Origin of the sequence: Janthinobacterium darwini, from assembly GCF_051380905.1 — a bacterium.
Lineage (GTDB): Bacteria > Pseudomonadota > Gammaproteobacteria > Burkholderiales > Burkholderiaceae_D > Janthinobacterium.
On record NZ_JBNYXX010000003.1, the window covers coordinates 273,173 to 298,648 of the forward strand.

General features: G+C 62.1%; 26 protein-coding genes. 19 read left to right on the forward strand and 7 right to left on the reverse strand.

The features are described 5' to 3' along the window. Nucleotides 1-40: 40 nt before the first annotated feature. Nucleotides 41-1,324, forward strand: a complete 1,284-nt coding sequence (locus ACQ4WZ_RS19625; RefSeq protein ID WP_166674915.1) for an MFS transporter — start codon at nucleotides 41-43, stop codon at nucleotides 1,322-1,324. Nucleotides 1,325-1,329: 5 nt separating this feature from the next. Here ACQ4WZ_RS19625 and ACQ4WZ_RS19630 read toward each other — a convergent pair whose 3' ends face one another. After that, on the reverse strand, nucleotides 1,330-1,977 hold the full coding sequence (locus ACQ4WZ_RS19630; RefSeq protein WP_436574291.1) for a hypothetical protein: 648 nt from the start codon (nucleotides 1,975-1,977) through the stop codon (nucleotides 1,330-1,332). 167 nt (nucleotides 1,978-2,144) lie between these two features. On the opposite strand from ACQ4WZ_RS19630, the gene ACQ4WZ_RS19635 reads away from it, so the two are divergent. Then, nucleotides 2,145-2,471, forward strand: a complete 327-nt coding sequence (locus tag ACQ4WZ_RS19635) for a hypothetical protein (protein WP_133993925.1) — start codon at nucleotides 2,145-2,147, stop codon at nucleotides 2,469-2,471. A 19-nt stretch (nucleotides 2,472-2,490) separates the two neighbouring features. Here the strand turns inward: ACQ4WZ_RS19635 and ACQ4WZ_RS19640 are convergent, their stop codons facing one another. After that, nucleotides 2,491-3,366 (reverse strand): LytR/AlgR family response regulator transcription factor, encoded by an 876-nt coding sequence (locus ACQ4WZ_RS19640; protein WP_436574292.1) that lies wholly within the window; start codon nucleotides 3,364-3,366, stop codon nucleotides 2,491-2,493. Next, nucleotides 3,363-4,466 carry a sensor histidine kinase gene (locus tag ACQ4WZ_RS19645; RefSeq protein ID WP_436574293.1) on the reverse strand — a complete coding sequence of 368 codons (1,104 nt, stop codon included), beginning with the start codon at nucleotides 4,464-4,466 and terminating at the stop codon, nucleotides 3,363-3,365. The genes ACQ4WZ_RS19640 and ACQ4WZ_RS19645 overlap by 4 nt, the downstream gene beginning before the upstream one ends. Before the next feature lie 198 nt (nucleotides 4,467-4,664). On the opposite strand from ACQ4WZ_RS19645, the gene ugpQ reads away from it, so the two are divergent. Then, the gene (gene ugpQ / locus ACQ4WZ_RS19650) at nucleotides 4,665-5,408 is read left to right on the forward strand and encodes a glycerophosphodiester phosphodiesterase (RefSeq protein ID WP_436574294.1); all 744 of its coding nucleotides are present in this window, start codon (nucleotides 4,665-4,667) and stop codon (nucleotides 5,406-5,408) included. 107 nt (nucleotides 5,409-5,515) lie between these two features. On the opposite strand, the gene ACQ4WZ_RS19655 is transcribed toward ugpQ, so the two are convergent. Next, nucleotides 5,516-7,567, reverse strand: coding sequence for a TonB-dependent receptor domain-containing protein (locus ACQ4WZ_RS19655; protein WP_436574295.1), 2,052 nt, complete (start codon nucleotides 7,565-7,567; stop codon nucleotides 5,516-5,518). A 160-nt stretch (nucleotides 7,568-7,727) separates the two neighbouring features. Here ACQ4WZ_RS19655 and ACQ4WZ_RS19660 point away from each other — a divergent pair, with 160 nt between their 5' ends. The 6 genes from ACQ4WZ_RS19660 to ACQ4WZ_RS19685 all read left to right on the forward strand — a co-directional run bounded on the left by ACQ4WZ_RS19660 (nucleotide 7,728) and on the right by ACQ4WZ_RS19685 (nucleotide 15,286). Beyond that, entirely contained in the window at nucleotides 7,728-8,174 is a 447-nt protein-coding gene (locus ACQ4WZ_RS19660; RefSeq protein ID WP_436574296.1) for a Fur family transcriptional regulator, read from the forward strand. Nucleotides 8,175-8,295: 121 nt separating this feature from the next. Beyond that, nucleotides 8,296-10,908, forward strand: a complete 2,613-nt coding sequence (gene alaS, locus ACQ4WZ_RS19665; protein WP_436574297.1) for an alanine--tRNA ligase — start codon at nucleotides 8,296-8,298, stop codon at nucleotides 10,906-10,908. A 237-nt stretch (nucleotides 10,909-11,145) separates the two neighbouring features. Further along, the gene (locus ACQ4WZ_RS19670; protein ID WP_010395510.1) at nucleotides 11,146-11,373 is read left to right on the forward strand and encodes a sulfurtransferase TusA family protein; all 228 of its coding nucleotides are present in this window, start codon (nucleotides 11,146-11,148) and stop codon (nucleotides 11,371-11,373) included. A 263-nt stretch (nucleotides 11,374-11,636) separates the two neighbouring features. Continuing rightward, the gene (locus ACQ4WZ_RS19675) at nucleotides 11,637-12,386 is read left to right on the forward strand and encodes an electron transfer flavoprotein subunit beta/FixA family protein (protein WP_101484158.1); all 750 of its coding nucleotides are present in this window, start codon (nucleotides 11,637-11,639) and stop codon (nucleotides 12,384-12,386) included. Nucleotides 12,387-12,470: 84 nt separating this feature from the next. After that, entirely contained in the window at nucleotides 12,471-13,403 is a 933-nt protein-coding gene (locus ACQ4WZ_RS19680; RefSeq protein WP_034759881.1) for an electron transfer flavoprotein subunit alpha/FixB family protein, read from the forward strand. 92 nt (nucleotides 13,404-13,495) lie between these two features. Then, nucleotides 13,496-15,286 carry an acyl-CoA dehydrogenase gene (locus tag ACQ4WZ_RS19685; RefSeq protein ID WP_436574298.1) on the forward strand — a complete coding sequence of 597 codons (1,791 nt, stop codon included), beginning with the start codon at nucleotides 13,496-13,498 and terminating at the stop codon, nucleotides 15,284-15,286. Nucleotides 15,287-15,479: 193 nt separating this feature from the next. Here the strand turns inward: ACQ4WZ_RS19685 and ACQ4WZ_RS19690 are convergent, their stop codons facing one another. After that, nucleotides 15,480-16,106: a glycine zipper 2TM domain-containing protein gene (locus tag ACQ4WZ_RS19690; protein WP_436574299.1), complete on the reverse strand. Its 627-nt coding sequence runs from the start codon at nucleotides 16,104-16,106 to the stop codon at nucleotides 15,480-15,482. Nucleotides 16,107-16,242: 136 nt separating this feature from the next. Further along, entirely contained in the window at nucleotides 16,243-16,677 is a 435-nt protein-coding gene (locus tag ACQ4WZ_RS19695; RefSeq protein ID WP_436574300.1) for an NINE protein, read from the reverse strand. Between the two features lie 277 nt (nucleotides 16,678-16,954). On the opposite strand from ACQ4WZ_RS19695, the gene rpsP reads away from it, so the two are divergent. The 10 genes from rpsP to ACQ4WZ_RS19745 all read left to right on the forward strand — a co-directional run bounded on the left by rpsP (nucleotide 16,955) and on the right by ACQ4WZ_RS19745 (nucleotide 24,467). Then, nucleotides 16,955-17,206 (forward strand): 30S ribosomal protein S16, encoded by a 252-nt coding sequence (gene rpsP / locus ACQ4WZ_RS19700; protein ID WP_010395524.1) that lies wholly within the window; start codon nucleotides 16,955-16,957, stop codon nucleotides 17,204-17,206. Between the two features lie 13 nt (nucleotides 17,207-17,219). Further along, entirely contained in the window at nucleotides 17,220-17,777 is a 558-nt protein-coding gene (gene rimM, locus ACQ4WZ_RS19705; protein WP_101484162.1) for a ribosome maturation factor RimM, read from the forward strand. Nucleotides 17,778-17,827: 50 nt separating this feature from the next. Further along, a complete protein-coding gene (trmD, locus tag ACQ4WZ_RS19710; protein WP_101484163.1) occupies nucleotides 17,828-18,574 on the forward strand; it encodes a tRNA (guanosine(37)-N1)-methyltransferase TrmD in 747 nt (248 codons plus the stop codon). Between the two features lie 131 nt (nucleotides 18,575-18,705). After that, the gene (gene rplS, locus ACQ4WZ_RS19715; protein WP_010395528.1) at nucleotides 18,706-19,089 is read left to right on the forward strand and encodes a 50S ribosomal protein L19; all 384 of its coding nucleotides are present in this window, start codon (nucleotides 18,706-18,708) and stop codon (nucleotides 19,087-19,089) included. A gap of 198 nt (nucleotides 19,090-19,287) precedes the next feature. Further along, entirely contained in the window at nucleotides 19,288-19,947 is a 660-nt protein-coding gene (locus ACQ4WZ_RS19720; RefSeq protein WP_436574301.1) for a CoA pyrophosphatase, read from the forward strand. Nucleotides 19,948-20,044: 97 nt separating this feature from the next. Further along, a complete protein-coding gene (locus tag ACQ4WZ_RS19725) occupies nucleotides 20,045-21,004 on the forward strand; it encodes a CobD/CbiB family protein (protein WP_101484165.1) in 960 nt (319 codons plus the stop codon). 225 nt (nucleotides 21,005-21,229) lie between these two features. After that, nucleotides 21,230-21,565, forward strand: coding sequence for a DUF3579 domain-containing protein (locus ACQ4WZ_RS19730; RefSeq protein ID WP_029496213.1), 336 nt, complete (start codon nucleotides 21,230-21,232; stop codon nucleotides 21,563-21,565). A gap of 351 nt (nucleotides 21,566-21,916) precedes the next feature. Further along, a complete protein-coding gene (locus ACQ4WZ_RS19735; protein ID WP_436574302.1) occupies nucleotides 21,917-22,081 on the forward strand; it encodes a CBS domain-containing protein in 165 nt (54 codons plus the stop codon). Between the two features lie 92 nt (nucleotides 22,082-22,173). After that, on the forward strand, nucleotides 22,174-22,992 hold the full coding sequence (locus ACQ4WZ_RS19740; protein ID WP_436574303.1) for an AraC family transcriptional regulator: 819 nt from the start codon (nucleotides 22,174-22,176) through the stop codon (nucleotides 22,990-22,992). A gap of 2 nt (nucleotides 22,993-22,994) precedes the next feature. Next, complete coding sequence (locus tag ACQ4WZ_RS19745; protein WP_436574304.1) at nucleotides 22,995-24,467, forward strand: nitrilase-related carbon-nitrogen hydrolase; 1,473 nt, start codon at nucleotides 22,995-22,997, stop codon at nucleotides 24,465-24,467. Nucleotides 24,468-24,660: 193 nt separating this feature from the next. Here ACQ4WZ_RS19745 and ACQ4WZ_RS19750 read toward each other — a convergent pair whose 3' ends face one another. Then, nucleotides 24,661-25,401 carry a GntR family transcriptional regulator gene (locus tag ACQ4WZ_RS19750; protein ID WP_035825427.1) on the reverse strand — a complete coding sequence of 247 codons (741 nt, stop codon included), beginning with the start codon at nucleotides 25,399-25,401 and terminating at the stop codon, nucleotides 24,661-24,663. Between the last annotated feature and the right edge of the window lie 75 nt (nucleotides 25,402-25,476).

The following is a 25,476-nucleotide window of genomic DNA, read 5'->3' on the forward strand; positions in this document are numbered from 1 at the left end:
ATCCTAAGATGAAAACTCGCTTCTCTTTCGAAACATGGCCATGTCTGATTCATCGCTTGCTTATGCCTCCGCCGCCACCCCGGCGCTTACGCCTGTTGCTCCGGCCACTCCCGCTCCCCGTTCTGCCATCGCCAAGGGGACGGCGGAATTCAAACGCAGCAACCGCGCCCTGTTCTTCGGCGGCTTTTCCACTTTCAGCTTGCTGTATTGCATCCAGCCCCTGTTTCCCCTGTTGTCGCAGCAGTTTCATTTGACGCCGGCGCAAAGCAGCTGGTCCTTGTCCGTGTCGAGCGGCTTGCTGGCCATCTCGCTGGTGCTGCTCAGTGCCGTCTCGGACCGCATCGGCCGCAAGCCGCTGATGGTAGCGGCTATGTTTTCCGCCGCAATACTCACCATTCTGTCCGCGTTTGCCCAGGATTATGCGCAACTGCTGGCCATCCGCGCCGCGCTGGGCGTGGCCCTGGGCGGCATGCCGGCCGTCGCCATGGCTTACCTGGGCGAGGAAATCGAGGGGCCATCCTTGGGCCTGTCGATGGGGCTATATATTGCCGGCAGCGCGTTTGGCGGCATGTCGGGACGCTTGATCGCCTCCTTGCTCAGCGATATCCTCTCGTGGCGCTGGGCCCTGGGCGTACTGGGCGTGGCCGGCGTGCTGGCGGCGTTAGAGTTCTGGCGCAGCCTGCCCGCATCGAAAAACTTCGTGCCCAGTACCAAGGGGTGGAACGCTTTGCCGCATGCCATCAAACAGCATTTTTCCGACCAGGGTTTGCCGTGGCTGTTCTGCCTGGCTTTCGTGCTGATGGGGTGTTTCGTCAGCCTGTATAACTACATCGGCTACCGCCTGCTGGCCGCGCCATTCGGCTTGCGCCAGAGTACGGTTGGCTTGCTGGCCTTTTTGTACCTGATCGGCATCTTCAGCTCCGTCTGGGCGGGTCGTCTGGTGGACCGCCTGGGGCGCCGGGGCGTGCTGTGGATCATGCTGTCGGTGATGCTGTCCGGTATTTTATTGACCCTGTTTGATTCCCTGCCGCTGATCGTCATCGGCATGGCGCTGGCCACGTTTGGCTTTTTTGCCTCGCACTCGATCGCCAGCAGCTGGGTCAGCCGCCGGGCGCGCGCGCCGCAGGCGCTGGCCTCGGCCTTCTACCTGCTGTTCTATTACCTGGGTTCAAGCCTGATCGGTTCCGCCTCGGGCATGATGTGGGGCTTCGACGGCTGGACGGGCGTCATCATCATGCTGGGCCTGTGCCTGGGCGGCGGCGTGCTGATCGCCTTGCGCCTGCGCCATCTGCAGCCGCTGGGCGCGCGCGAAGCGGTGGGCTGAGGCCGCTATTTGGGGCAGTTGCCGATCATCGTTTCCCCATTCTTGCCCGCGCGCGTGGTCACGCACAAGGTGCCCAGCGCGCTGGTGATCTTGTAGGTGCGGCTGCCCCTGGCCGCATTTGCGCCCACTTCCTCGATTTTTGACGCTTCATACCATTTCGGCGGCACGGCTGCGTAGGCCTCGGCAAAGCCTTGCTGCATGCGCTTGTAGCCTGTGTCGTCGAATTTCTCCCCGCCACGCTGTGGGAATTCCTTGCGCAAATCCCTGTCGATCTTGCCCACGTCGCGTTTGGCTTGTGCCAGGATCTCGGCCGCGCTGGGCGCTGGCGGCGCTGTGATCGCTTCTGGCGTTGCTGGCGCTGGCGCCAGTTCGATGCTGGGGGCGGGCAGGGGGCGGCTGGTTGGCGCCGCCACTGGCGGGCGCGGAGGGCGCACGGGGGCTGGTTTGATGCTGGGCAACGGTAGGGGCTTGGGCGGCGCGGGGAGCGTGTGGCGCAGCCAGGTGATGGCCGGACCCTGCGGCAGGTGCTCGTCAATGGCAAGGCGGGGCCGCGACTGCAGGATGACATATGCCAGCCCCGCGTGCAGCAGGACGATCAGCAGCAGGCCGGGCGCGCGGCGGGGCAGGATGGGCAACGAGGTCATGGCAGGCATGGTAGTTCGGGTACGCCAATGTATCTGAGGTATTTGATCATTATCTAAAATGTCACAAGCGCTTACAAAAAAGTGCCTCATGGAAATTGTGATGTCATGGCCGCGGGTGGGGAACCCTGCGCCAGCTTGGCGATCCAACCCGGATACCACGCGAACAGGAGATGATCATGATGCAGGCAAAGGAGGTGGCACGGCGCTTTGGCGCCATCGAACACGCGATCGGCCAGGCGGCCCAGCTGTGCGGCAAGCAGCTGGGCATGTCCGTGGACTTGAAGGATTGCATCGAGCAGCTGGACCAGCAAAAGAGTGCCGTGCGGCAAGCCATCGACACGCATGACGATGCGCGCATCCGCCAGGCCGTCGACCAGATGGAATCGCTGGGCGACCGCGCCAAGCGGGCGTGCGGCACGGCGTCCAGCGTGACGCCGGAACTGAAGAGCGCCGTGCTCAAGGTCCACGATGAACTGTCGGACCTGAAGCACCAGCTGCATTAGGCCTTGGCTCTTGAACGCCTTACATCTGGCGGAACAGATGGGCATATAAAGGACTGACGCGCAGCTGCGCAGGATGCTGGCGCAGGGTCAGTGACAGCTTGCCCGCCTCGTCGCGCACGGCCGTGGCGATGGCACTGGCATTGACGATGGTGCCCCGGTGGATTTGCCAGAACTGTTGCGGGTCCAGCTGGGGCAAGAGTTCCTTCAGGCTCGTGCGTATCAGCGCTTCGCTGTCCTGGCACACGACGTTGATGTATTTGTCCAGCGCCTCGAAATATACGACGTCGGCAAGCGCGATCATGCGCACGCTGTTGCCGACGGCCGCCCGTATCATTTGCAGGCGGGGCGCGGGCGGTAGCATGGCTTGCAGCTGGCTCAGCAAGCGGGCCATGTTGTCGTCGCTGGCGGACGCTGTTGTCTCCGTCGCCGCCATGGGCGCCGTCGTGGCGGCTGGCGCTGCCGCTGGGGTTGCTGTTGTTGTGCCGTTGCCGCTGTCGCGCAGGCGCTGCTGCAGGCGCTCCACCGTCTTGCCCAGGCGCGTATCGTTGACGGGTTTTAGTACGTAATCGGCGGCTGCATGCTCGAAGGCGGCCAATGCGTATTCATCATAGGCCGTGACGAACACGATGTGGGGAAACGCAATGCCGTCGGGCCATTGTTCCGCCAGTTCTTCGGCCGTTTCCAGGCCCGTCTTGCCTGGCATCTTGATGTCGAGAAATAGTATGTCGGGCTGCAGTGCCAGGCCTTGCCGCAAGGCTTCCACGCCGTTGGGGCAGGTGGCGACGATGTCGAGTTCCGGCCACAGCCGCTGCAAGGCGTGGGCGAGGGCGGCGGCGAGGATGGGTTCGTCTTCGGCGATCAGGGCGCGTGGCGCACGCGCAGTGTGGTGGCTCATGTGAGGTGGCTCATGATGGTGGGTGGAAGGGGGAGTGTCAGGCGGGCGGTCGCGCCTGCCGGATGGTTGGGGACCAGCGACAGGCTGGCGGCATCACCATGCATGCCGCGCAGGCGTTCGCGGATATTCGCCACGCCCAGGTGCGTGCCCTTGGTCTGGCCCGGATGCCCGAGGCCCAGGCCATCGTCGCTGACGGTCAGCATCAGCACACCGCCGTCCGTCGATGCCTGCACGTGGATATGGCCGCCTTCGATCTTCGGTTCCAGGCCGTGCTGGATGGCGTTTTCCACCAGCGGTTGCAGCAGCATGGGGGGCACCTTGATCTGGCGCAAGGCCTCGGGCAAGTCCAGCGTAAAGCGCAGGCGCGCGCCCATGCGGATGGACATCAGGCCCAGGTAGGCTTGCATCAGGGAAAACTCCTGCTCCAGGGTGGTGAATTCGGCGCGCGAGGAAGAAAGGGTGGCGCGCAAATACTGGATCAGCTGATCGAGCAGCAACTGGGCGCGCTCAGTATCAAAGCTGATCAGGCCCTGCAAGTTGGCCAGGGTATTGAACAGCATGTGCGGTTCGATTTGCGCCTGCAGCAGCTGCAGTTGCGCTTGCATGGCCTGGCGGGCAACGGATTCGGCACGGGCTTTTTCCTGGGCTGCCTCCATTTGCAGGCGTGCAATTTTTTCTCTGCTGCCAAAAAACAGGATGGCCGCCCCCGCCGCCGCCAAGGTGAAGACCGTCATGCTGACATTGCGCGGCGACATGGAGACGGGCGCGGGAACGTCGATATTGGCCAGCCAGCCGAACAGCATGGTGCCGCCTACTTGCGCCACGGCGGCGCTGACGATGATGAGGGCAGTGAAGGGGAGCACTGGGGCACGCCGCTGTTCGCCCCACCACGCCAGGCGGATGCCGTCGATGAGCAGGAAGGCGATGCTGCCGATGCACATGGACGCAAGCAGGTTGAGCCAGAAGCTTTGTCCGCCGCTCAGCACGTAGGTGATGAAGAGGGCGCACAGGACATTGAGCAATAGCGCATAGCGCGCATCGCCCAAGAGGCGTCGGTAGGGGAAGCCCTTCTTGCTGGGGGCGGTGTCTGTCGTGTGCATGCGGGACCGCTTTCGGATGGGCATTCTGGTTGGCAATGCGGCAATTATGGGCGGCTCTGCATGCGGGCGCAACGCCGCTGCGACGAAACAGGGCAGGCGTGGCGCCAATCGCCTGATCGCGTCCTTTACATGGTGGCGCTGGCACGCGATGATGGCAAGAGGTCTTGACCGACAACCTCCTCATGATAAAGGAACCCCATGTGGCCCTATCCACGCATCCTGGCGCACCGCGGCGGCGGCACCCTGGCGCCTGAAAACACCCTGGCTGCCCTGCGCTGCGGCCTGGCCTACGGCTACCGCGCCGTGGAATTCGACGTCATGCTGGCGTCCGACGGCGTGCCCGTCGTCGTGCACGACCCCGAGCTGGGCCGCACCGTGGCCGGCAGCGGCCATATCAACGATTACACGGCCGCGCAGTTGGCGGCCATGGAGGCGGGCGCCTGGTTCGGTGCTGCCTTCGTGGGCGAAGGCGTGCCCGCGTTTGACGCCGTCGTTGCGTATTGCAAGGCGCAGCGCATCTGGATGAATATCGAAATCAAGCCGGCGCCCGGCTTCGACGTGCAGACAGGGACGGCGGTGGCGCGGGCCACGCGCGATTACTTTGCGCAAGAAATCGCGGCTGGCCAATTACTGCCGCTGTTGTCGTCGTTCAGCATCGAAGCCCTGCAGGCGGCGCGCCAAACGGCGCCGGAACTGGCGCGCGGCTGGCTGGTCGAAGCCATTCCCGCTGACTGGGAATGCACGGCGAAGGAACTGGGCGTGGTGGCCATCCATTGCGACCATCGGCAGCTGACGCGCGCGCTGGCGCTGGCAGTCAAGGAGGCGGGATACGGGCTGTTCTGCTACACCGTCAACACCCCGGAACGGGCCAGCGAGCTGCTGGCCTGGGGCGTAGATGGGTTTTGTACGGACAGGATAGATATTATTCCATCCATGGCGTAGGTCGGATTAGCGGGGCAAAGCCCCGCGTAATCCGACAACATTGTTGATGTTATTGGTGTTGTCGGCTTACGCGCTTGCGCGCTAAGCCGACCTACGTTTCAAACAGCTTAGAAAGTTACGCGCATGCCGACCGTCACATTGCGTCCCGTCAACGGCGCCGCATTCTTGATGAAGGAAGTGTGGCTGTACGCCAGTTCATTCGTCAGATTGTTCGCCTTGACGTAGAACTGGGCGGGCGTGGTACCGATGCGCGTGTCGTAGTTGGCGGAGAGGTTCAGCATGTTGTAGCCAGGGGTTGCCGTTTCGAACGCTGCCACTTTATCCTGCTTGCCCACGCGGTAGAACTCGGCCACGCCGCTCCACGCCTGCCAGTTGGCGTCAAACTTCACGCCGAGGCGCTGGGCGGGGATGCGCGGCAGGTTGCCACCGCCGTCGGCCAGCTTGGCCCGCACATAGTCGCCGAACACGCTGGCGCCGAACATGGGGTTCAACTGCTGGCGGACTTGTCCTTCCACGCCTGTAAACGTGGCGTCGCGCTGGGCGTACTGGATCAGCTGGAAGCCTTCATGGCTGTCCAGCGTGCTGCCGAAGATGTAGTTTTCTACCTTGTTGCGGTAGGCGCTGGCCGAGAATGTCGTGGCGCCCGCATATTTGCGCAAGGTCAAGTCGATATTGTTGGACGTTTCCTTGCCCAGGTTTTGATTGCCCAGTTCATACGTGGCCGTGGCCATGTGCACGCCGTGTGCATACAGTTCCTCGGCGCTGGGCAAACGGTGCGTGCGCGAGATGGTGGAACCGAGCGAATATTGCGGCGCGAATTTCCATACGGCGCCCAGCGACACGGACGTGCCCTTGGCGCTGCGGTCCTGCAAGGTGGCGCTGTCGACCGTGATGTCTTGCCATTCGTGGCGCAAGCCCGCCTCGAAGCGCCATTGATCGAGCTTGTATCCCTCGACCAGGAAGGCGGCGTGTTTCTTCGTTACCGTGGGCGCCACGTAGGCTTCCTCGCCCAGGGCGGAGAAATCGCGCTTCGACGTTTGCAGGCCGACCACGCCGCGCCAGCCGAAGAGGGGATGGTGTTCCATTTCCAGGCGCGCGTCGTGGCCCTTGTTTTTAAACGTGGTGGCGATTTCCGCACCTTCGATTTCATCGTGCTTGTAGTCGGTGAACGCGGCGCGCAGGCGCAGCTTGGCGAAGCCGGGCACGGGATCGCGCAATTCGCCGCGCACGTCCCAGCGCTCGCTCTTCAGCTTCACGAACGGCACGCTGCCGTGCTCGTGGTCATGTTCCTCTTCAGCACCGTGGTCGTGGCCTTCGTGGCCGCCGCAATGCAGGTGCGCGCCGTGCGGGTGGCAGCTCTCGAATTCGTGGTTGTGGCCCGGCAAGCCGTATTGCGCATGCTGGCTGGTGAAGGCCAGGCCCAGGAAACCGCGAGATCCCACCCACGACACGCCCACGCTACCCGTATCCGTCTTGTTGTAGCTGCCGGCCACCCTGGAGCCGCCTTCCCAGCCGCTGCCGACCTTGTATTCTTTCGCGTCGCGCTTGACGCCTTCCGCGTGGAAGGCGATGTTGCCGGAGCCGCCAGTGACTTCAAAGGCGCCCGCCTTTTCGCGCGCAGCCGAGTTGGCGCGCACTTCCGCGCTGCCTTCAAAGCCTTTTGCCGGCACGCGTGTGGGGATTTTCTTGTCGATCACATTGACCACGCCACCGACGGCGCCGCCGCCGTAGGCCAGCGCAGACGGGCCACGCAAGACTTCAATCTGTTCCGACAGCATCGGTTCGGCCGCCACGGCATGGTCGGGGCTGATGGTCGAGGCATCCTGCACTTCGGCGCCGTCGGACAGCACCTTGACACGGGGGCCATCCATGCCGCGAATGATGGGACGGCTGGCGCCGGCGCCGAAATGGCTGGACGTGATGCCGGGCTGGCCGGCCAGGGTTTCGCCCAGGGTCGCCTCGCGGGCGCGCACCAGTTCCTCGCCTTCCAGTACGGTGACTGGCGTGCTCATGTCGTCGCTGCCCAGGGCCAGTGCGCTGGCCGAAACGGTGACGGCAGGCAAGGTGGCCGCCTGCTGCGCCAGGGCGCTGGCAGGGGCGGCAAAGGCCAGCATGATGGCCAGCGCGAGGGGAGTGGGTTGTTGAGGACGGACGGACATGGGCAAGAGTTCCTTTATCGGCTATCGGTGTTTGCGGGGTTTGGGCAGGCTGTTGCCGGATGGGGAGACTGCCCGAAGATGATAATGATAACCCATTATCATTACTGCGTGACATTTTTTCCGGGTAGTGCAAGAAGGCGGATGGTGTATTCTGTCGGCTATGGAACGCACAACACGTCAAAAAACCGCTATTCAAGCCGCCATCGAATCGGCCCAGCGCCCCCTCTCGGCGCAGGAAATCCTCGAACAGGCCAGCTTGCAGGTGACGCAGCTGGGCATCGCCACCGTTTACCGCAATCTGAAATCGCTGGTGCTGGAAGAAAAAGTGCACGTGGTGACCTTGCCGGGCGAAAACCCGCGCTATGAGTCGAACACGGCAGCCAATCACCACCACCACCATTTCCAGTGCACCACGTGCCAGCGTGTGTTTGACGTGCATGATTGTCCGGGCGACTTGAAACGCATGGCGCCGCAAGGCTTTGTCGTCGAGCGCCACGAGCTGACCCTGTACGGCCGCTGCGCCGACTGCAATGCCGCCGCCGGCGCCAGTACGGCTGCCGCTGGCGCGGCCCCGCACGCCTGCGCCAGCGGCCACGACCCAGCCTGAGCGGGCAGGGCTGCATTGCTGGGCAGGCTTGCAACAATGCTGCCTGCCCGGCGTCAATTCCCGTACCCATATCACGTATAATCTTCCCTTTAAAGCTGCCGCCACTCTTTGCCAAAAAAACATGAAATCATCTGAAATCCGCGACAAGTTCCTCAAATTTTTCGAATCCAAGGGCCATTCCATCGTCCGTTCCAGCTCCCTGGTGCCAGGCAACGATCCGACCTTGCTGTTGACGAACAGCGGCATGGTGCAATTCAAGGACGTGTTTACGGGCACGGACAGCCGTCCGTACACGCGTGCCACCTCCGTGCAGCGCTGCGTGCGCGCCGGCGGCAAGCACAACGACCTGGAAAACGTCGGCTACACGGCGCGCCACCATACTTTCTTTGAAATGCTGGGCAACTTCAGCTTCGGCGACTACTTCAAGCGCGATGCGATTCAATACGCGTGGGAACTGCTGACCAAGGTGTATGGCTTGCCGGCTGAAAAGCTGACGGTCACCGTGTACATCGAAGATGACGAAGCGTACGATATCTGGGCGAAAGAAATCGGCGTGCCCGTCGAGCGCATCATCCGCATCGGCGACAACAAGGGTTCGCGCTACGCGTCCGACAATTTCTGGCAGATGGCTGACACGGGCCCATGCGGTCCATGCACGGAAATCTTCTACGACCACGGCGCCGACATTCCTGGTGGCCCGCCGGGCTCGCCTGATGAAGATGGCGACCGTTTCATTGAAATCTGGAACCTGGTGTTCATGCAGTTCAACCGCGACGAAGCGGGCGTCATGCACAAGCTGCCGAAGCCGTGCGTCGACACGGGCATGGGCATGGAGCGCCTGGCCGCCGTGCTGCAGCACGTGCATTCGAACTATGAAATCGACCTGTTCCAGCATTTGATCCGCGCCGCCGCGCGCGAAACGGGCGCCACGGACCTGGAAAACAAGTCGCTGCGCGTGATCGCCGACCACATCCGTGCCGCCGCCTTCATGATCGTCGATGGCATCATTCCGGGCAGCGAAGGCCGCGCGTATGTCCTGCGCCGCATCATCCGCCGCGCCTTGCGCCATGGCCACAAGCTGGGCCAGACCAAACCGTTCTTCTACAAGCTGGTGGCCGATCTCGCCATCGAGATGGGCGGCGCCTATCCCGAGCTGGAAGAAGCGAAAGAAAACGTCGCCAACATGCTCAAGGCCGAGGAAGAGCGTTTCGGCGAAACCCTGGAAACGGGCATGAAAGTGCTGGAAGCGCAGCTGGCCAAGGATGCCACGGGCATCGACGGCGCCACCGCCTTCACCCTGTACGAAACCTACGGCTTCCCGCCAGACCTGACGGCCGACATTTGCCGCGAACGCAATATCAGTTTCGACCAGGTGGGTTACGACGCGGCCCTGAAGGAAAGCCAGGAACTGTCGCGCAAGGGCGGCAAGACGCACAAGGACAGCAAGGTCGAGTACACGGGCGAGAAAAACACCTTCGTCGGCTACGATCAATTGACGTTCAGCAGCAAGGTCGTGGCGCTGTACGCGGCCGGCACGCCCGTGCAGGAACTGAAAGCCGGTGAAGCGGGCATCGTCGTGCTCGACACCACGCCGTTCTACGCGGAATCGGGCGGCCAGGTGGGCGACCAGGGCGTGATCAGCTCGGGCGCGGGCAGCTTTGCCGTCAGCGACACCCTGAAAGTCCAGGCCGACGTATTCGGCCACCATGGCGTGCTGGAATCGGGCGTGCTGAAGGTGGGCGACGCCGTCTCGGCGCAAGTCGACACGGCCAAGCGCGCGCGCACCATCCGCAACCACTCGGCCACGCACTTGATGCACAAGGCCTTGCGCGAAGTGCTGGGCAGCCACGTGGCGCAAAAGGGGTCGCTGGTCGACCCCGACAAAACCCGTTTCGACTTCAGCCACCATGCGCCGATGACGGCCGAGCAGATCACCGCCGTGGAAACCATCGTCAACAAAGAGATCCTGGAAAACCGCGCCACCCAAGCCCACCTGATGTCGTTTGACGATGCCGTCAAGCATGGCGCAATGGCTCTGTTCGGCGAGAAATACGGCGACGAAGTGCGCGTGCTCGACATCGGCAGCTCGAAAGAGCTGTGCGGCGGCGTCCACGTGCAGCGCACGGGCGACATCGGCCTGTTCAAGATCATCGGCGAAAGCGGTGTTGCCGCCGGCATCCGCCGCGTGGAAGCGGTGACGGGCGAGGGCGCGCTGGCGCTGGTGCAAACCATCAACCGCCGTCTGGTCGAAGCGGCCAACACCCTGAAGGCGCAGCCGGAAGAACTGACTGCCCGCATCGTCCAGGTGCAAGACCATGTGAAGGCGCTGGAGAAGGAACTGGCTGCGCTGAAATCGAAACTGGCTTCTGGCCAGGGTGATGAGCTGGTCACGCAAGCCGTCGATGTGAACGGCATCAAGGTGCTGGCTGCCGTGCTGGAAGGCGCCGACGTGGCCCGTTTGCGCGAAACCATGGACAAGCTGAAGGACAAGCTGAAAACGGCCGCCATCGTGCTGGCCAGCGTGACGGACGGCAAGGTCAGCCTGATCGCCGGCGTGACTGCGGATGCGACTTCCAAGGTCAAGGCGGGTGAGCTGGTGAACTTCGTTGCACAGCAAGTGGGCGGAAAAGGCGGCGGACGCCCCGATATGGCGCAGGCGGGCGGCACCGATGCCAGTGGTCTGGCAAATGCCCTGGCAGGCGTACCGGCCTGGGTCGGCGAACGCGCGAAATAAGGCGTAAGCTAGAGGACATGCGGGGTTTTCGCCCCACAGCCCCTTGAAAACGGCCCGCAGATGATGTTTGCGGGCCGTTTTTCCGTGTGGCATCTCGTTGTGACACCACAACAGCCGATGAACTATTTTGGTGCAGCGCGTCAATGCCCCTGATTTAGAGTAGTATGTCGAAAATCAGTGCAACAAAACAATGGTGGGATATTGATGATGAGCGACACACTACTTGATACCGAGATTATGGAATTTCACAAAGAACTCGACGCGCGCGGCTTGAATTGCCCGTTGCCGATTCTGAAGGCGAAAAAGGCTTTGTCAGAGCTGCAGAGCGGGGAAGTGCTGCGCATCATGGCAACCGATCCCGGTTCCGTGCGCGACTTCCAGGCTTTCGCCAAGCAAACGGGCAATGCCCTGCTGTCGCATGTGCAAACGGGCACCGAATTCGTCTTCCTGATGCAACGCAAATAATTCTGCCAGCCGGGGCCGCCGTGGCGCGGCCTGCTTGCTACCGTGCCGTGCAGTTTTTTCTTTATTTTCACGCCCTTTTGCTGCCCTGCAGCGTAGCGGCAAACTTCCCTGAAATACTCGAAGCTGGACAATTTAGATGGATTGCTCTAACAAAAAATCGCACGATCGTGCTTAAATTCGGTTCAGGATTCAAATTTCTCTTATAATCGAACGCACAATCAGCACTTGATCCGTCATTTTTATAATTTCCCAAAGGCATAGCTATGAAAGTCTTGGTACCCGTCAAACGCGTGGTCGACTATAACGTCAAAGTCCGCGTCAAGAGTGACGGCACTGGCGTCGATACCGCCAACGTCAAAATGTCGATGAACCCTTTCGATGAGATCGCGCTGGAAGAAGCGATGCGCCTGAAAGAAGCCGGCAAGGTCACTGAAGTGGTCGCCATCTCCTGCGGCGTGACGCAGTGCCAGGAAACCTTGCGCACCGCCATGGCCATCGGCGCCGACCGCGGCATCCTGGTGGAAACGACGACTGAACTGGAACCGCTGGCAGTGGCCAAGCTGGTGAAAGCCCTGGCCGAGAAAGAGCAGCCGCAACTGATCATCCTGGGCAAGCAAGCCATCGATGACGACAGCAACCAGACCGGCCAGATGCTGGCAGCCCTGCTGGGTTGGCCGCAAGCCACGTTCGCCTCGAAAGTCGTGCTGGAAGACGGCAAAGTGACCGTCACGCGTGAAGTCGACGGCGGCCTGGAAACGCTGGCATTGACCTTGCCAGCGATCATCACCACCGACCTGCGCCTGAACGAGCCACGCTATGTGACCTTGCCGAACATCATGAAGGCGAAGAAAAAGCCGCTCGAGACCGTCAAGCCGGAAGACCTGGGCGTCGACGTTGCGCCACGCCTGAAGACCCTGAAAGTCGTCGAGCCAGCCAAGCGCTCGGCCGGCATCAAGGTAGCGGACGTCGCTACCCTGGTCTCGAAGCTGCGTACCGAAGCCAAAGTCATCTAAGCGCGGCCCCGCCGTTCATATCTATACCCGGGGTCGGTCCTTCAGGCCTGACTTCGGCAGTTGCATATACTATTAGGAATAATCATGGTCGCATTAGTTATTGCTGAACACGACAACGCTACCTTAAAGGGCAGCACCCACCACACCGTGACTGCGGCTGCCCAGTGCGGCGGCGACGTGCACGTGCTCGTCGCAGGTTCGAACGCATCGGCTGCCGCCGCTGCCGCCGCGCAAATCGCCGGCGTGACGAAAGTCATCGTGGCCGACGCGCCCTATTTCGCCGATGGCCTGGCAGAAAACGTGGCCGAGCAAGTGCTGGCCATCGCCGGTAACTACAGCCACATCCTGGCGCCAGCCACCGCCTACGGCAAGAACATCCTGCCGCGCGTGGCCGCCAAGCTGGACGTGGCGCAAATTTCGGAAATTACCAAGGTCGACTCGCCTGACACCTTCGAGCGCCCGATCTACGCCGGTAACGCGATTGCCACCGTGCAATCTGGCGACAAGATCAAGGTCATCACCGTGCGCACCACCGGTTTCGACGCCGCTGCCGCCACCGGCGGTTCGGCTGCCACCGAAACCGTCGCCGCCGTTGCCGACGCCGGCAAATCGGCCTTCGTGGGCCGCGAACTGGCCAAGTCCGACCGTCCTGAACTGACCGCCGCGAAAATCATCGTGTCGGGTGGCCGTGGCATGGGTTCGGCCGAGAACTTCCACATCCTGGAGCCACTGGCCGACAAGCTGGGCGCTGCCATGGGTGCTTCGCGCGCCGCCGTCGACGCCGGCTTCGTGCCGAACGACTGGCAAGTGGGCCAGACGGGCAAGATCGTCGCGCCATCGCTGTACATCGCCGTCGGTATCTCGGGCGCGATCCAGCATCTGGCCGGCATGAAAGATTCGAAAACCATCGTTGCCATCAACAAGGATCCGGAAGCGCCGATCTTTGCCGTGGCCGACTACGGCATCGTGGGCGATCTGTTCGAGATCGTGCCGCAACTGGTCAAGGAACTGGGTTAATTTCAACCCGTCCCGGTTTTGTTACTGACAAAGCCACGCCGGCCCGCCCCACACGGCGAGCCGCGCGTGGCTTTTTTCTTGGAGAAAAGAAGATGAGCTATCAAGCCCCGCTGAAAGACATGTTGTTCGTCATGAACGAGCTGGCCGGCCTGGCCGAAATCCACACTTTGCCGGGCTGCGAAGACGCCACGCCCGACACGGCCGAGGCTGTGCTGGAAGAGAACGCCAAATTCTGCGGCGGCGTGGTGGCGCCCCTGAACTGGCCCAGCGACAAGGAGCCGAGTTTCTGGCATGACGGTCAAGTCACCACCTCGAAGGGCTTCAAGGAAGCCTTCAAGGCCTATGGTGAAGCGGGCTGGCAGGGCGTGCAGCATCCGACGGAGTTTGGCGGCCAGGGCTTGCCCAAGCTGCTAGCCACGCCGTGCATTGAAATGCTCAACGCGGCCAGCATCTCGTTCGCCCTGGTGGCCCTGCTGTCCGATGGCGCCATCGAAGCCTTGCTGACGGCTGGCAGCGACGAGCAAAAAGCCACGTATCTTGAAAACCTGGTGTCGGGCAAGTGGACGGGCACCATGAATCTGACGGAGCCGCAAGCGGGTTCCGACCTGGCCGCCGTGCGCACGCGCGCCGTGCCGCAGGGCGATGGCACGTATAAAGTGTTCGGCACGAAGATTTTCATCACCTATGGCGAGCACGACATGGCGGAAAACATCGTCCACCTGGTGCTGGCCCGCACGCCGGACGCGCCCGCTGGCGTGAAAGGTATTTCGCTGTTTATCGTGCCTAAATTCCTCGTCAATGCCGATGGCAGCCTGGGCGCGCGCAATGACGCCCAATGCGTTTCGATCGAGCACAAGCTGGGCATCAAGGCCAGCCCCACGGCGGTATTGCAGTTCGGCGACCACGGCGGCGCCATCGGCACCCTGGTGGGCGAGGAAAACCGCGGCCTCGAATACATGTTCATCATGATGAACGCGGCCCGCTTCGGCGTGGGCTTGCAAGGCATCGGCCTGGCCGAACGCGCCTACCAGCAAGCCGTGGCGTTTGCCAAGGACCGTGTACAGTCGCGCGACCTGGCGGGGTCCACGGGCCCCGTCTCCATCATCCACCACCCGGACGTGCGACGCATGCTGATGTCGATGCGCTCGCAGACGGAGGCGGCGCGCGCGCTGGCCTACGTGGGTGCGGCCATCAGCGACGTGGCGCATCACCATCCGGAGGCGGAAGTACGCGCGGAAAGCCTGGCGACCTATGAATACCTGGTGCCCGTCATCAAGGGCTGGTCGACGGAAATGTCGCAGGATGTCACGCGCGACGGCGTGCAAGTGCATGGCGGCATGGGCTTCATCGAGGAAACAGGCGCCGCCCAGCATTACCGCGACGCCAAGATTCTCACCATTTACGAAGGCACGACGGCCATCCAGGCGAACGACCTCGTGGGCCGCAAGACGGTGCGCGACGGCGGCGCCGTCGCGAAAGCCATCATCGCCCAGGTGCGCGCCACGGAAGCCCAGTTGGGTGAGCTGAGTGGCGCCGACTTCCAGGCCATGCAGCGCCACCTGGCCGAAGGCAGCGCGGCCCTGGAAGCGGTGGTCGAGTATGTGGTGGCGAACATGAAGACGGACATCAAGGCCGTGTTCGCGGGCAGCGTGCCCTACCTGAAGCTGGCCGGCATCGTGCTGGGCGGCTGGCAAATGGCGCGCGCGGCCGTGGTGGCGCAGCAAAGGCTGGGAGAAGGCAGCGGCGACGCCTCGTTCTACAAGGCAAAAATCGCCACGGCGCGCTTCTTTGCCGACCACATCCTGTCGCAAGCGCCAGGACTGCGCGCCACCATCATCGACGGCAGTGCCGGTGTGATGGCGCTGTCGGAAGAGCAGTTTTAACCTGGGTCAGACCCCCTCGTTCGCTAACGCCGAGCTTCGATGTTAGCGTTGGCGAGGGTCTGACCCCAGCAGTTTGCTGAAGGCAGGTTGAATGAAAAAAGCGCTGGAGATCACTCTCCAGCGCTTTTTTAACCCCAAACGTAAGTGCCGGGGTCAGACCCGCCGGGTCTGACCCCAGATTTACTCTGCGCTCTTAACGGCGGGCGATGCCGTTGCCCGAATTGCGCACGAGGTCGCCAGCCGCCAGGCCTGGATCCTGGTCAAACGCGAAGTCGGCCTTGGCGCCCGTTTCGTATTGCACGGTCACGGTCCAGGTCTTGGCATTCTTCATCTGGCCTTCGACTTGCTTGCCTGCGTAGGCGCCGCCGGCGGCGCCAGCCAGGGTGGCCAGGTCCTTGCCGCGTCCGCCGCCGACCTGGCGGCCCAGCAGGGCGCCGGCCACGCCGCCGCCGATCATGCCCAGGGCGCCGCCTTCCCCCGCTTTTTCAGTGACGTTGACTGCCAGCACCTTGCCGCAATCGGCGCAGATTTGATGCTGGGGCTGCTTGGATGGCTGGCTGGCGTAGGAATTGCCTGCTTTTTGCGCGACCTTGGCGTTGATGATGGCCTGGTCGTATTCGCCCTTGGCGTCGCGCAGGCATTGCATGCGGGCTTTCGAGCTGGTTTCTTCTGCGCACAATTTCTTGTCGTCCGCATAGCGCGTGCTGGCTTGCTTTGTGTCGTAGGCGTATTGCGCCTTCGGCGACAGGTTTTGCGCGAAGGCGGATGTGCTGAACAGGGCCGTGATGGCCACTGCGAGGATGAGTGGGCGACTAATCATGATCTTCTCCTAGGGGGTGTTAAATGTGCCAGTAATGCCGGCATTGTGAATGCAGTATAGAGGAAAATCATGATTGCTTACCAACACTTACATGTGCGTGCGGGGCGCTGGAAATAATGCCATTTCCATACGGAAATTAACCGTAGGCGCCGCCTGTGTACAGCAAGTCGAACAGGCGCGCCATGGTGGCGATCAGCACGCCTGCGCCTAGCATCAAGGTAGCGACCAGCACCACGGCCAGGGGCCAGCCCGTGTCCGACAGGCGGCCGGAGGCGGCGTTGTAGCGCGCATCCCATTTGTCGTCCGGCATCAGGCCCAGTACCAGCGCTTCCAGGAAGCCGCACAGGGCGGACAGGGTCAGTGGCAATATCTGGTAAAACCAGTCGGACTCGGGAAGCAACTGGTGCAGCAGCAGGGTGGCGGGCAGGGCGGCCAGGTGTAGCCAGCCCCAGCGGTCCTTGGTGCCATGCAGGTAGAAGCGGTGCGCGCCAAGCATGCCCAGCAGGAAGGCTAGCAAGGCGGTGTATGCCTTGTTCTTGTGCGACTGTTGCAAAATGGTAGTGGTGGTCATGGGACTCCAGAGTTGCTCATCGGTAAAGATTGCCAGTATCGGTCATTGTCTCGCACAACGATAGCACTTTCCTGTGGCTTTTATACAATGATTTAGCTTGAATTCAAGCCATGGCCGGCACGATAGGCGCAGACGCCTATTGCGTCTTCGGCCATGACTGGTCATAATGTTTGATTAGCCCAAATTACACGCCCGTCATCATAACGCTTGCTGCCTGGCGGTAAAGCGCGCTATAATTTGCGGCTTTTTCCGCCTCAGCACACTTTTTGGAAATATTATGGTCGTTATTCGTTTAGCTCGTGGAGGCGCCAAGAAGCGCCCGTTCTTCAACATCGTCGCTACTGATTCGCGCAATCGCCGCGATGGTCGCTTCATTGAGCGTATCGGTTTTTACAACCCGATGGCGCAAGGTGGCGAAGTTCCACTGCGTATCACCGCAGACCGTCTGGCCTACTGGCAAGGCGTTGGCGCACAATTGTCGCCAACCGTTGCTCGCCTGGTTGCCAGCAACAACAAAGCAGCAGCTTAATTAGATCACTGGTTTGACGGTCAAGACTGCATCCGGGGTGAAAGTCCCCGATGACCTGGTACAGGTAGGCTATGTCTCCGGTGCTTATGGCATTGCTGGCGGGGTCAGGATCACTCCTTTCTCCGACGACGCGGATGCATTATTAAGCGTCAAAACCTGGTGGTTTGATAAACCGACCTTGCATGATGTTCAAGTCAGGCAAGCGAAGTTACACGGCGGCGACGTCGTGGCCCAGCTGGTGGGTGTGGTCGGGCGGGATGCCGCAGAAGCTCTGAAAGGCGTCTCTGTGCAAATTCCGCGTAGCCATTTCCCGACGCTGACGGCCGATGAATTTTATTGGTCCGATTTGATCGGACTGACAGTTGAGAATTTGCAAGGCGAGTGCCTCGGCACAGTGCACGACATGATGAGCAATGGTCCGCAGTCGATCTTGCGCGTCACTCCTGTCGCCACTGCCGATGAGACCGTTGAAATGGCGCCTGAGCGCCTGATCCCGTTTGTCGGCCAATTTGTCATTAACGTTGACAAGGCTGCCAACAAGATCACGGTTGACTGGGGCATCGATTATTAAACCGCCTGCGCATAATTTTGCGCCGGGCAAACTTTGCAGGATGGTGAGCGATGCAATTTGATGTCGTGACCCTGTTCCCGGAAATGTTTGCCGCGCTGACGCAGTCGGGTGTGACCCGGCGCGCCTTCGAGCAGGGTAAATGTGGCTTGTCGCTGTGGAATCCCCGCGATTTCACGACCGACAATCACCGTACCGTGGATGACCGCCCGTATGGCGGCGGCCCCGGCATGGTGATGATGGCCCGTCCCCTCGAAGCGACAATTAACGCCGCGAAGCAACGCCAGAGCGCATTAGGCCTGGCGGCGCCCCGCGTGGTGTTCATGTCGCCGCAAGGCCGTCCGTTGACGCACGAGCGCGTCACGCAGCTGAAAGCCGAACCTGGTTTGGTGATCCTGTGTGGCCGCTATGAAGCCGTGGACCAGCGTTTGCTGGACCGCTGCGTCGACGAAGAAATCAGCGTCGGCGACTTTGTCTTGTCGGGCGGTGAATTGCCTGCCATGGCGCTGATGGATGCGGTGATCCGCCTGTTGCCGGGTGTCTTGAACACCGAGGCATCGGCCATCGAGGATAGCTTCGTCAATGGCTTGCTCGATTCGCCGCACTACACGCGGCCGGAAACATATGAAGGCATGACCGTGCCGCCCGTCCTGATGGGTGGCAATCATGCCGAGATCGTCAAGTGGCGCCGCCAGCGCATGCTGGAAGCGACCGCGACAAAGCGGCCTGACCTGCTGGTCAGTGCACGTGCCGCCGGCTTGCTCAGCAAGACCGACGAAAAATTCTTGGCCAGCCTGTAAGCCGTCTCCGGACGGCCGGCAGCGTGGCCAGTAGTGCCGGGCATGTTGCCCAAATTGTGTTACCCATCCTCTACCGGGCGGATACTTGCTATCCACAGTGCGCCGGCATGATGGTTTTCGGAGTTATAAAAATGGACTTGATTCAACAATTAGAGCAGGAAGAAATTGCTCGTCTGGGTAAAACCATTCCTGAATTCGCACCAGGCGATACCGTTATCGTCAGCGTCAACGTAGTCGAAGGTACGCGCAAGCGCGCCCAGGCTTACGAAGGCGTCGTTATCTCCCGTCGTAACCGTGGCCTGAACTCGAACTTCATCGTTCGTAAGATCTCGTCCGGCGAAGGCGTTGAGCGTACGTTCCAACTGTACTCGCCGCTGATCGCTTCGATCGAAGTGAAACGCCGTGGTGATGTTCGCCGCGCCAAGCTGTACTATCTGCGTGAGCGTTCGGGTAAATCGGCGCGTATCAAAGAAAAATTGCCAAATCGCCGCGTTGTGGCGAAAGCAAGCGCGTAATATCAGCGTCTGCGTTGGGAAAAGGGGTGCCTCTGATGGTGCCCCTTTTTTTATGGTGACACCTGGCCTAAGCTGCTGCGCGTCGGCATAGGTAGCCTGCGATGCTCACCGTACCAGAGTACGGTTGCGCGTCTCGGCCACCTCTTCCTTCCGCTCGCGACGGTTTTGCCAGGTGGCTTTAATCATGAGGGAGGGGCAATGGCCACTATTGCATTTGATCCCAAGCAACTAGCCATCGATTCGATCGCCGGTGAGGCGGCGCTGGACGCCGTGCGCCTGACGCCGGACTGGCTGCGCCAGCGCCTGGCCGAACAGCCCGACTGGCAGCCCGAGATTACCCAGGATTTTTTGTCCGTGCGCGCCGTGCCCGTGCGCGCGGCTGTGCTCATTCCCCTGGTGCAGCGTCCGCAGGGCTTGACCATCTTGCTGACCCTGCGCACGGAGCACCTGAGCAGCCATGCGGGCCAGGTCAGCTTTCCCGGCGGACGCAGCGAGCCGTTCGATGACTCGCCCGTGGCCACGGCCTTGCGCGAAACGCAGGAAGAAGTGGGCCTGGCGCGCGAGCACATAGAAGTGCTGGGCTGCTTGCCCGACTACCTGACGGGCACCGGCTACCAGGTGACGCCCGTGGTGGGCCTGGTGACGTCGCCGTTCGAACTGCGCGCCGACCCGTCCGAGGTGGCGGAAATCTTCGAAGTGCCGCTGGCCTTCCTGATGGATGGCCTCAACCATCAGCGCCTGTCGGTGGAATTGCCCGGCGGGCGGCGCTCGTTCTATGCCATGCCGTACGAGCACTTCTACATTTGGGGCGCCACGGCTGGCATGCTGCGCAATCTGTTTCACCTCTTGCGCGCGTAAAATGGTGCCCCGCACGTAATAAGTTTGATTCCAGCACTGCACTGCGCTATCGTAGCGGGCATTGCGGTATTGCTGAAAAAGACAAAAAGGACGTTTGATGACATTTCTCTCCATACTTTGCGCATTGCTGATCGAGCAGCTCAAACCTTTGCGCGCGGACAATCCGATCTACGCCGAAATCAAGAGCCTGGCAATGCGCATGGAGACCTGGTTCAATGCCGGCCATGCCAACCATGGCCGTATGGGCTGGTTCCTCATGATCGGCGTGCTGATGGTGCCGACGGCAGGCATTTACTGGCTCTTGCAGCATTATCAGCTGACCCTGCTGGCTTTTGCCTGGAACGTCCTCATCGTGTACCTGACCTTGGGCTTCCGCCATTACAGCCACTACTTTACGTCCATCCAGCTGGCCCTGAGCGCCGGCGACGAAGCCACTGCCCGCACCTTGCTGGCCGACTGGACCAAGCTCGACACGGTGGGCATGGAAGCGAGTGAAATCGCCCGCATTGCAGTGGAAAAAGCCCTGATCACCACGCATCGCAATGTATTTGGCGTGTTCTTCTGGTTCCTGATGCCGCTGGGTCCTGCCTGCGCCGTGATGTACCGCGTGGCCGAATACCTGGCGCGTGCCTGGAACGAGCCAGAGCACATGCGCAATGAAGCCTTCGGCCAGTTCGCCGCGCGCGCCTTTTACTGGATCGACTGGATTCCCGTGCGCCTGACGGCCGTGGCATTTGCCGTGGTTGGCAATTTCGAGGATGCCATCTATGCCTGGCGCAATTTCGCCCAGCGCTGGCAGGACGAGGCTATCGGCATCATCCTGACGGCCGGCGGTGGCGCCATGGGTGTACGCCTGGGAACGCCAGCGGAAACGGCAGCCCGTGTGCTGGTGACCCCCGACATGGCCGTCGATGACAGCGACAGCGAAAGCGATATCCTGCCCGGCGAAGAGCCGGGCGCGCGCGCCTTGCAGAGCACGGTGGGCCTGGTCTGGCGCGCCTTGCTGCTGTGGATGCTGCTGCTGCTGTTGATGTCGGGCGCCGTTTTCCTCGGGTGATACGCGCGCACACGCGCCATCCATGCGCCTGGCGCGTGGAACAAGGTTAAAATAGGGGTTGGCGCGTTACGCGTGCCAGCCCCTGTTTGCATCCGCAAGGCAGATCGAGGTAGAACCCAAGTCTTCTATAAGATATAATACTGGCTTACCGCAGCAAACGTAGTTGAATTACCAGCCCGGCTTACCCGCCGGGGCCATTCACGCAATCCAGTCCCGACAAGCCACATGGCCGAGTTATCTCAAAAAACAGGGGAACTCTCAGACGAGTTCTTCATCCTTGGTCTCACCAGCAATGGCAAGCAATTCCGACCCAGCGATTGGGCCGAGCGCCTTTGCGGAGTGATGTCCTGTTTCAATCCCGAAGGTGGCGGGCGCAATGCGCACCTCCAGTATTCGCCCTACGTGCGCCCGACCGTCGTCAATGGCGTCAAGTCGGTGGTGGTCAACACCAAGCTGCGCGAGATCGAGCCGATGGCGTTTCACTTCGTGCGCGAGTTCGCCAAGGATAACGACCTGCAAATCGTCGAAGCCTGCTTCCTGCCGCCTCCCGAAGAAAAGTAAGACGCGTTTCACTTGATATGGCGCAAAGCCCGCCACGGCGGGACGGCGCAGCATGGACAATCTGCCTCAAACGCAGCGGCGACATGCGTACTGGCGAAATCTGCAGCCTGCACACCATCCATTGCCAGCGTGACACGAGCGTGCAAGCAGCGGCTGCTGATCCGCCAGCACACGCGGGCGACCTCATCGTGGCCGAACAGCCGAACAGCCGAACGGCGAGCGCCTGCCCGTCGGCATCCTCACCGACCGCAGCATCGTCAGCCCAGGACCTGGACCCTGCCAGCCGGCTGGTGGAGCGCGCAACTGCTCACCGCCGGCGAAGACAAAGACGCCTGAGGCATCATCGAACACATGCGCGTCAACGGCATCCGCCGCCTGCTCGTGGTCAATACCCTGGTCGGCCTTTCCGGCATTCTCAGCATCGACGACCTGCTGGCCTTCCTGGCCCAGCAGATGGCCGGGCTGGCACGCATCAGCAGCGGCCAGCAGGTGCATGAAAAGCACTTGCGAAAGTAGGAGCCGGCTAGCTGTCCCGCATTGCGCAATTTCAGTCAAATCCCCTTCACCCGAAAATGCTACAGTCGCTGCTCGTTCAACGGGAAGCGTTCATGCACTATCTGGCCAAGGCACTCTGGTATATCGAATCGCATTACGCGGACAATATCTCGCTCGGCGATATCGCCCACGTGAGCGGCGCCTCGCCCTGCCACCTGACGCGCACGTTTGGCCTGGCCACGGGCCACTCCGTGATGCGCTATGTGCGGGCGCGCCGGCTCAGCGAGGCCGCCCTCGTGCTGGCGCAGGGCGCGCAAGATATTCTTTCCGTTGCCCTGGAGTCGGGCTACAGTTCCCATGAAGCATTTACGCGAGCTTTCCGCGAACAGTTCCAGATCACGCCGGAACGGGTGCGGGAGCAACGCCACGTGGGCAAGCTCGCGCTGGTGGGGGCCATCAAAATGGATGTGGCGCCGGGCGTGCCCCTGGAGGCGCCCCGTTTCGAGCAGGCTCCCGCCTTGCTGCTGGCGGGCCTCGTTGAACGTTATCGCGCGGAAACATCTGCCGGCATTCCCGCCCTGTGGCAGCGCTTCCTGCCCCATGTGGTGCCCGGCCAGCTGGTGTATGGCGTGTGCTGCAACAATGACGATGCGGGCAATTTCGACTACCTGTGCGCCATGCCGGTGAGCGACTTTTCCCGGTCCCCCGACGGCTGGACGCGGCTGCGCATCGCGCCGCAGCGCTATGCCGTGTTTCACCACCGCGGGCATATTTCCACCATTCGCGCCACCTGGCGCACGGTGTGGAACGATTGGCTGCCCCAGTCGGGGCTGGAAGTGGCCGACGCGCCCGATTTTGAACGCTACGACCAGCATTTCGATCCTGCCAGCGGCATCGGCGGCGTGGAAATCTGGCTCCCCTTGAAAGCCTGAGCATGTTCCCAAGCTTGTCTGCACCGACCCTGTTTGCCGGCGGCACCGCGCTGCGCCGGCGCCTGTCGCAAGCCGCCGCCGCGCTGGCGGCGGGCCTGCCCCTGTACTGGGTGCTGGGGCCGCAGCCGCTGGCCTGGCTCGCCTGGTGCGCGCCGCTGCCCGTGCTATGGCTGGCCCTGCGTTCGTCCCACCGCGATGCAGCCTGGATGACGTTCCTGGCCGCCATGCTGGGACTCTCATCCAACCTTGTTTATTTCCGCCTGCTCATGCCCTTGCCGGCCGTGCTGGCCGTGATGCTCTTCAAGGTACTGCTGTGGCTGCTGGTGGTGCTGGCTGCGCGGCGCCTCGTACTGCGCTACCGTTCCGGCTGGACAGTGCTGGCGTATCCCGTGCTGTGGGTCGCCATCGACACCCTGATGGCGGCTTTTCTGCCCGATGGCAACTGGGGCAGCCTGGCGTATTCGCAAGCCGATAACCTTGACGTGCTGCAAGTGGCGGCTCTGGCGGGCGTGCCTGGCCTGCTGTTTTTGCTGTGCCTGGCGCCCTCGGCACTGGCCTTGCTTCTGGCCGGTGGGCGCGCGTATGCGCCAGCGGCGGGCGCGACCGCGCTGTTGCTGCTCGCCGCGTGCGCGGCTGGCGCCTGGCGCGTGCAGGGCGCGTTGGCAGCAGGCGGGACGGCATCAGTCGGGCCGCTGGCGGGGCTGGTGGCCATCGATGACTTTATCGGCCCGGCCACGCCGCCGGCGCGCGCGCAAGCCGTCTGGGACCAGTACGCGCATCACGTCGAAGCGCTGGCCGGGCAGGGCGCCAGGCTGGTGCTGTTGCCGGAAAAGATAGCCGTGCTGGCGCCGGCGCAGGCGGATGCCGTGCGGCAGCGTTTCCATGCGCTGGCGCGCAACACGGGCGCGTGGATCATTCTGGGCATCGGCGTGCAAGACACTGCCGGCCGGCGCAACCTGGCCTGGCTGTTTTCTCCCGATGGCGCCGCGCTCGTCAGCTACCAGAAACATCATCTGGCGCCGCCCGAGCGCGATTTTCTTGCTGGCAGCGCCTATGCCGTGCAGCCGGTGGCGGATCTGGCCATGGGCCTGGCCATCTGCAAGGACATGCATTTCGCGCCCTTGGGGCAAGCGTACGGCGCGGCCGGGGCGCAAACGATGCTGGTGCCGGCCTGGGATTTCCAGTTGGATGCCTGGATGGGCGCGCGCATGACTGTGGTGCGGGGCGTGGAAAACGGCTATGCAGTGCTGCGCGCGGCGCGCGAGGGCGTACTGACGGTCAGCGATGCGTATGGACGGGTGCTGGCGGAGCGGACCAGCAGTGCCATGCCGGGCAGCACCTTGCTGGCGCCCCTGCCGGCGCACACGCCTGTGGCCACCTGGGCAGGATGGCTGGGGCCGCTGTTCGGCTGGCTGTGCGTGGCGCTGTGCCTGGTTCTGCCATGCCTGGGCCGCCGCGCCGCGCCCGCTTCCTGACAGTTAAGGCCACGCTTTGCTGCAATGCGCAAAACTGCATTGCGCCGCCTTTTTTAATATTATCTCCGGGGCTGCCACATAATCGCCACCGATTACTTCACCATTGCCTTGCATATATCTACGCGTTGACGGCATGTATATTGCACTGCAATAAGTGGTGTTATCTGGTATTGAGAAATTCGGGCATCTGGTATTAATTGGTACTTAATTCTGCCACGAAGTCATACATATCGCCGCGGAAGTAGGAGCGGCAAAATTCCACGGCGCGGCCATCGCGTAAAAAACCCAGCCTTTCCACCGACAGGCCCGCGTCGCCTTCCTCCGCCTGCAGCAGGCTGGCCTGTTCCCCCGTCAACAACAAGGCACTGAGGCGCTGCAAGGCGCGCACGGGCCGGTTGCCCGCCTGTTCCAGCGCGTCGTACATGGACACGTCGACGGCGTCGAGCGCCGGCAGGCAGCTGGCGACGATGGTCGCGTATTCCAGGCACATCGGTATCTCGTCCGCATAGCGGATACGGTGGAAGCGGTACACGGGCGCGCCCGGCGACAGCCGCAGGCGCAAGGCCTCTTCCGGCGTGACGGTGCCTTCTGCCCGCTTGAGCCACACGCTGCGTGGCGTGCGTCCGCGCGCGCGCATGTCCTCGGAAAACGAGGTCAGCTTGGCAAAATTCTTCTCGATGCGCGTATTGATGAAATTGCCCGAGCCGGGCCGGCGCACCAGCAAGCCCTCGTTGACCAGGCCATCGATGGCCTTGCGCACGGTGATGCGAGAGACGGACAGGTCGCTGGCCAGTTGGCGCTCGGCTGGCAGGGCTTCCTCGGGGCCGAGGATGCGCTTGTCGATCGCTTCGCGCAGCGCGCGCTGCAGTTGCTGGTACAGGGGCAGGCTACTCGTCTGCCCCAGGCCTTGCATGATGTGAGCCAGGGTTGTCATACGCTGAGGGTCTCCGTTACGGCGCGTTGCAGACGCGCTCTGTATCTGTTTTGTGTCGCTGGATAATACCAAAAA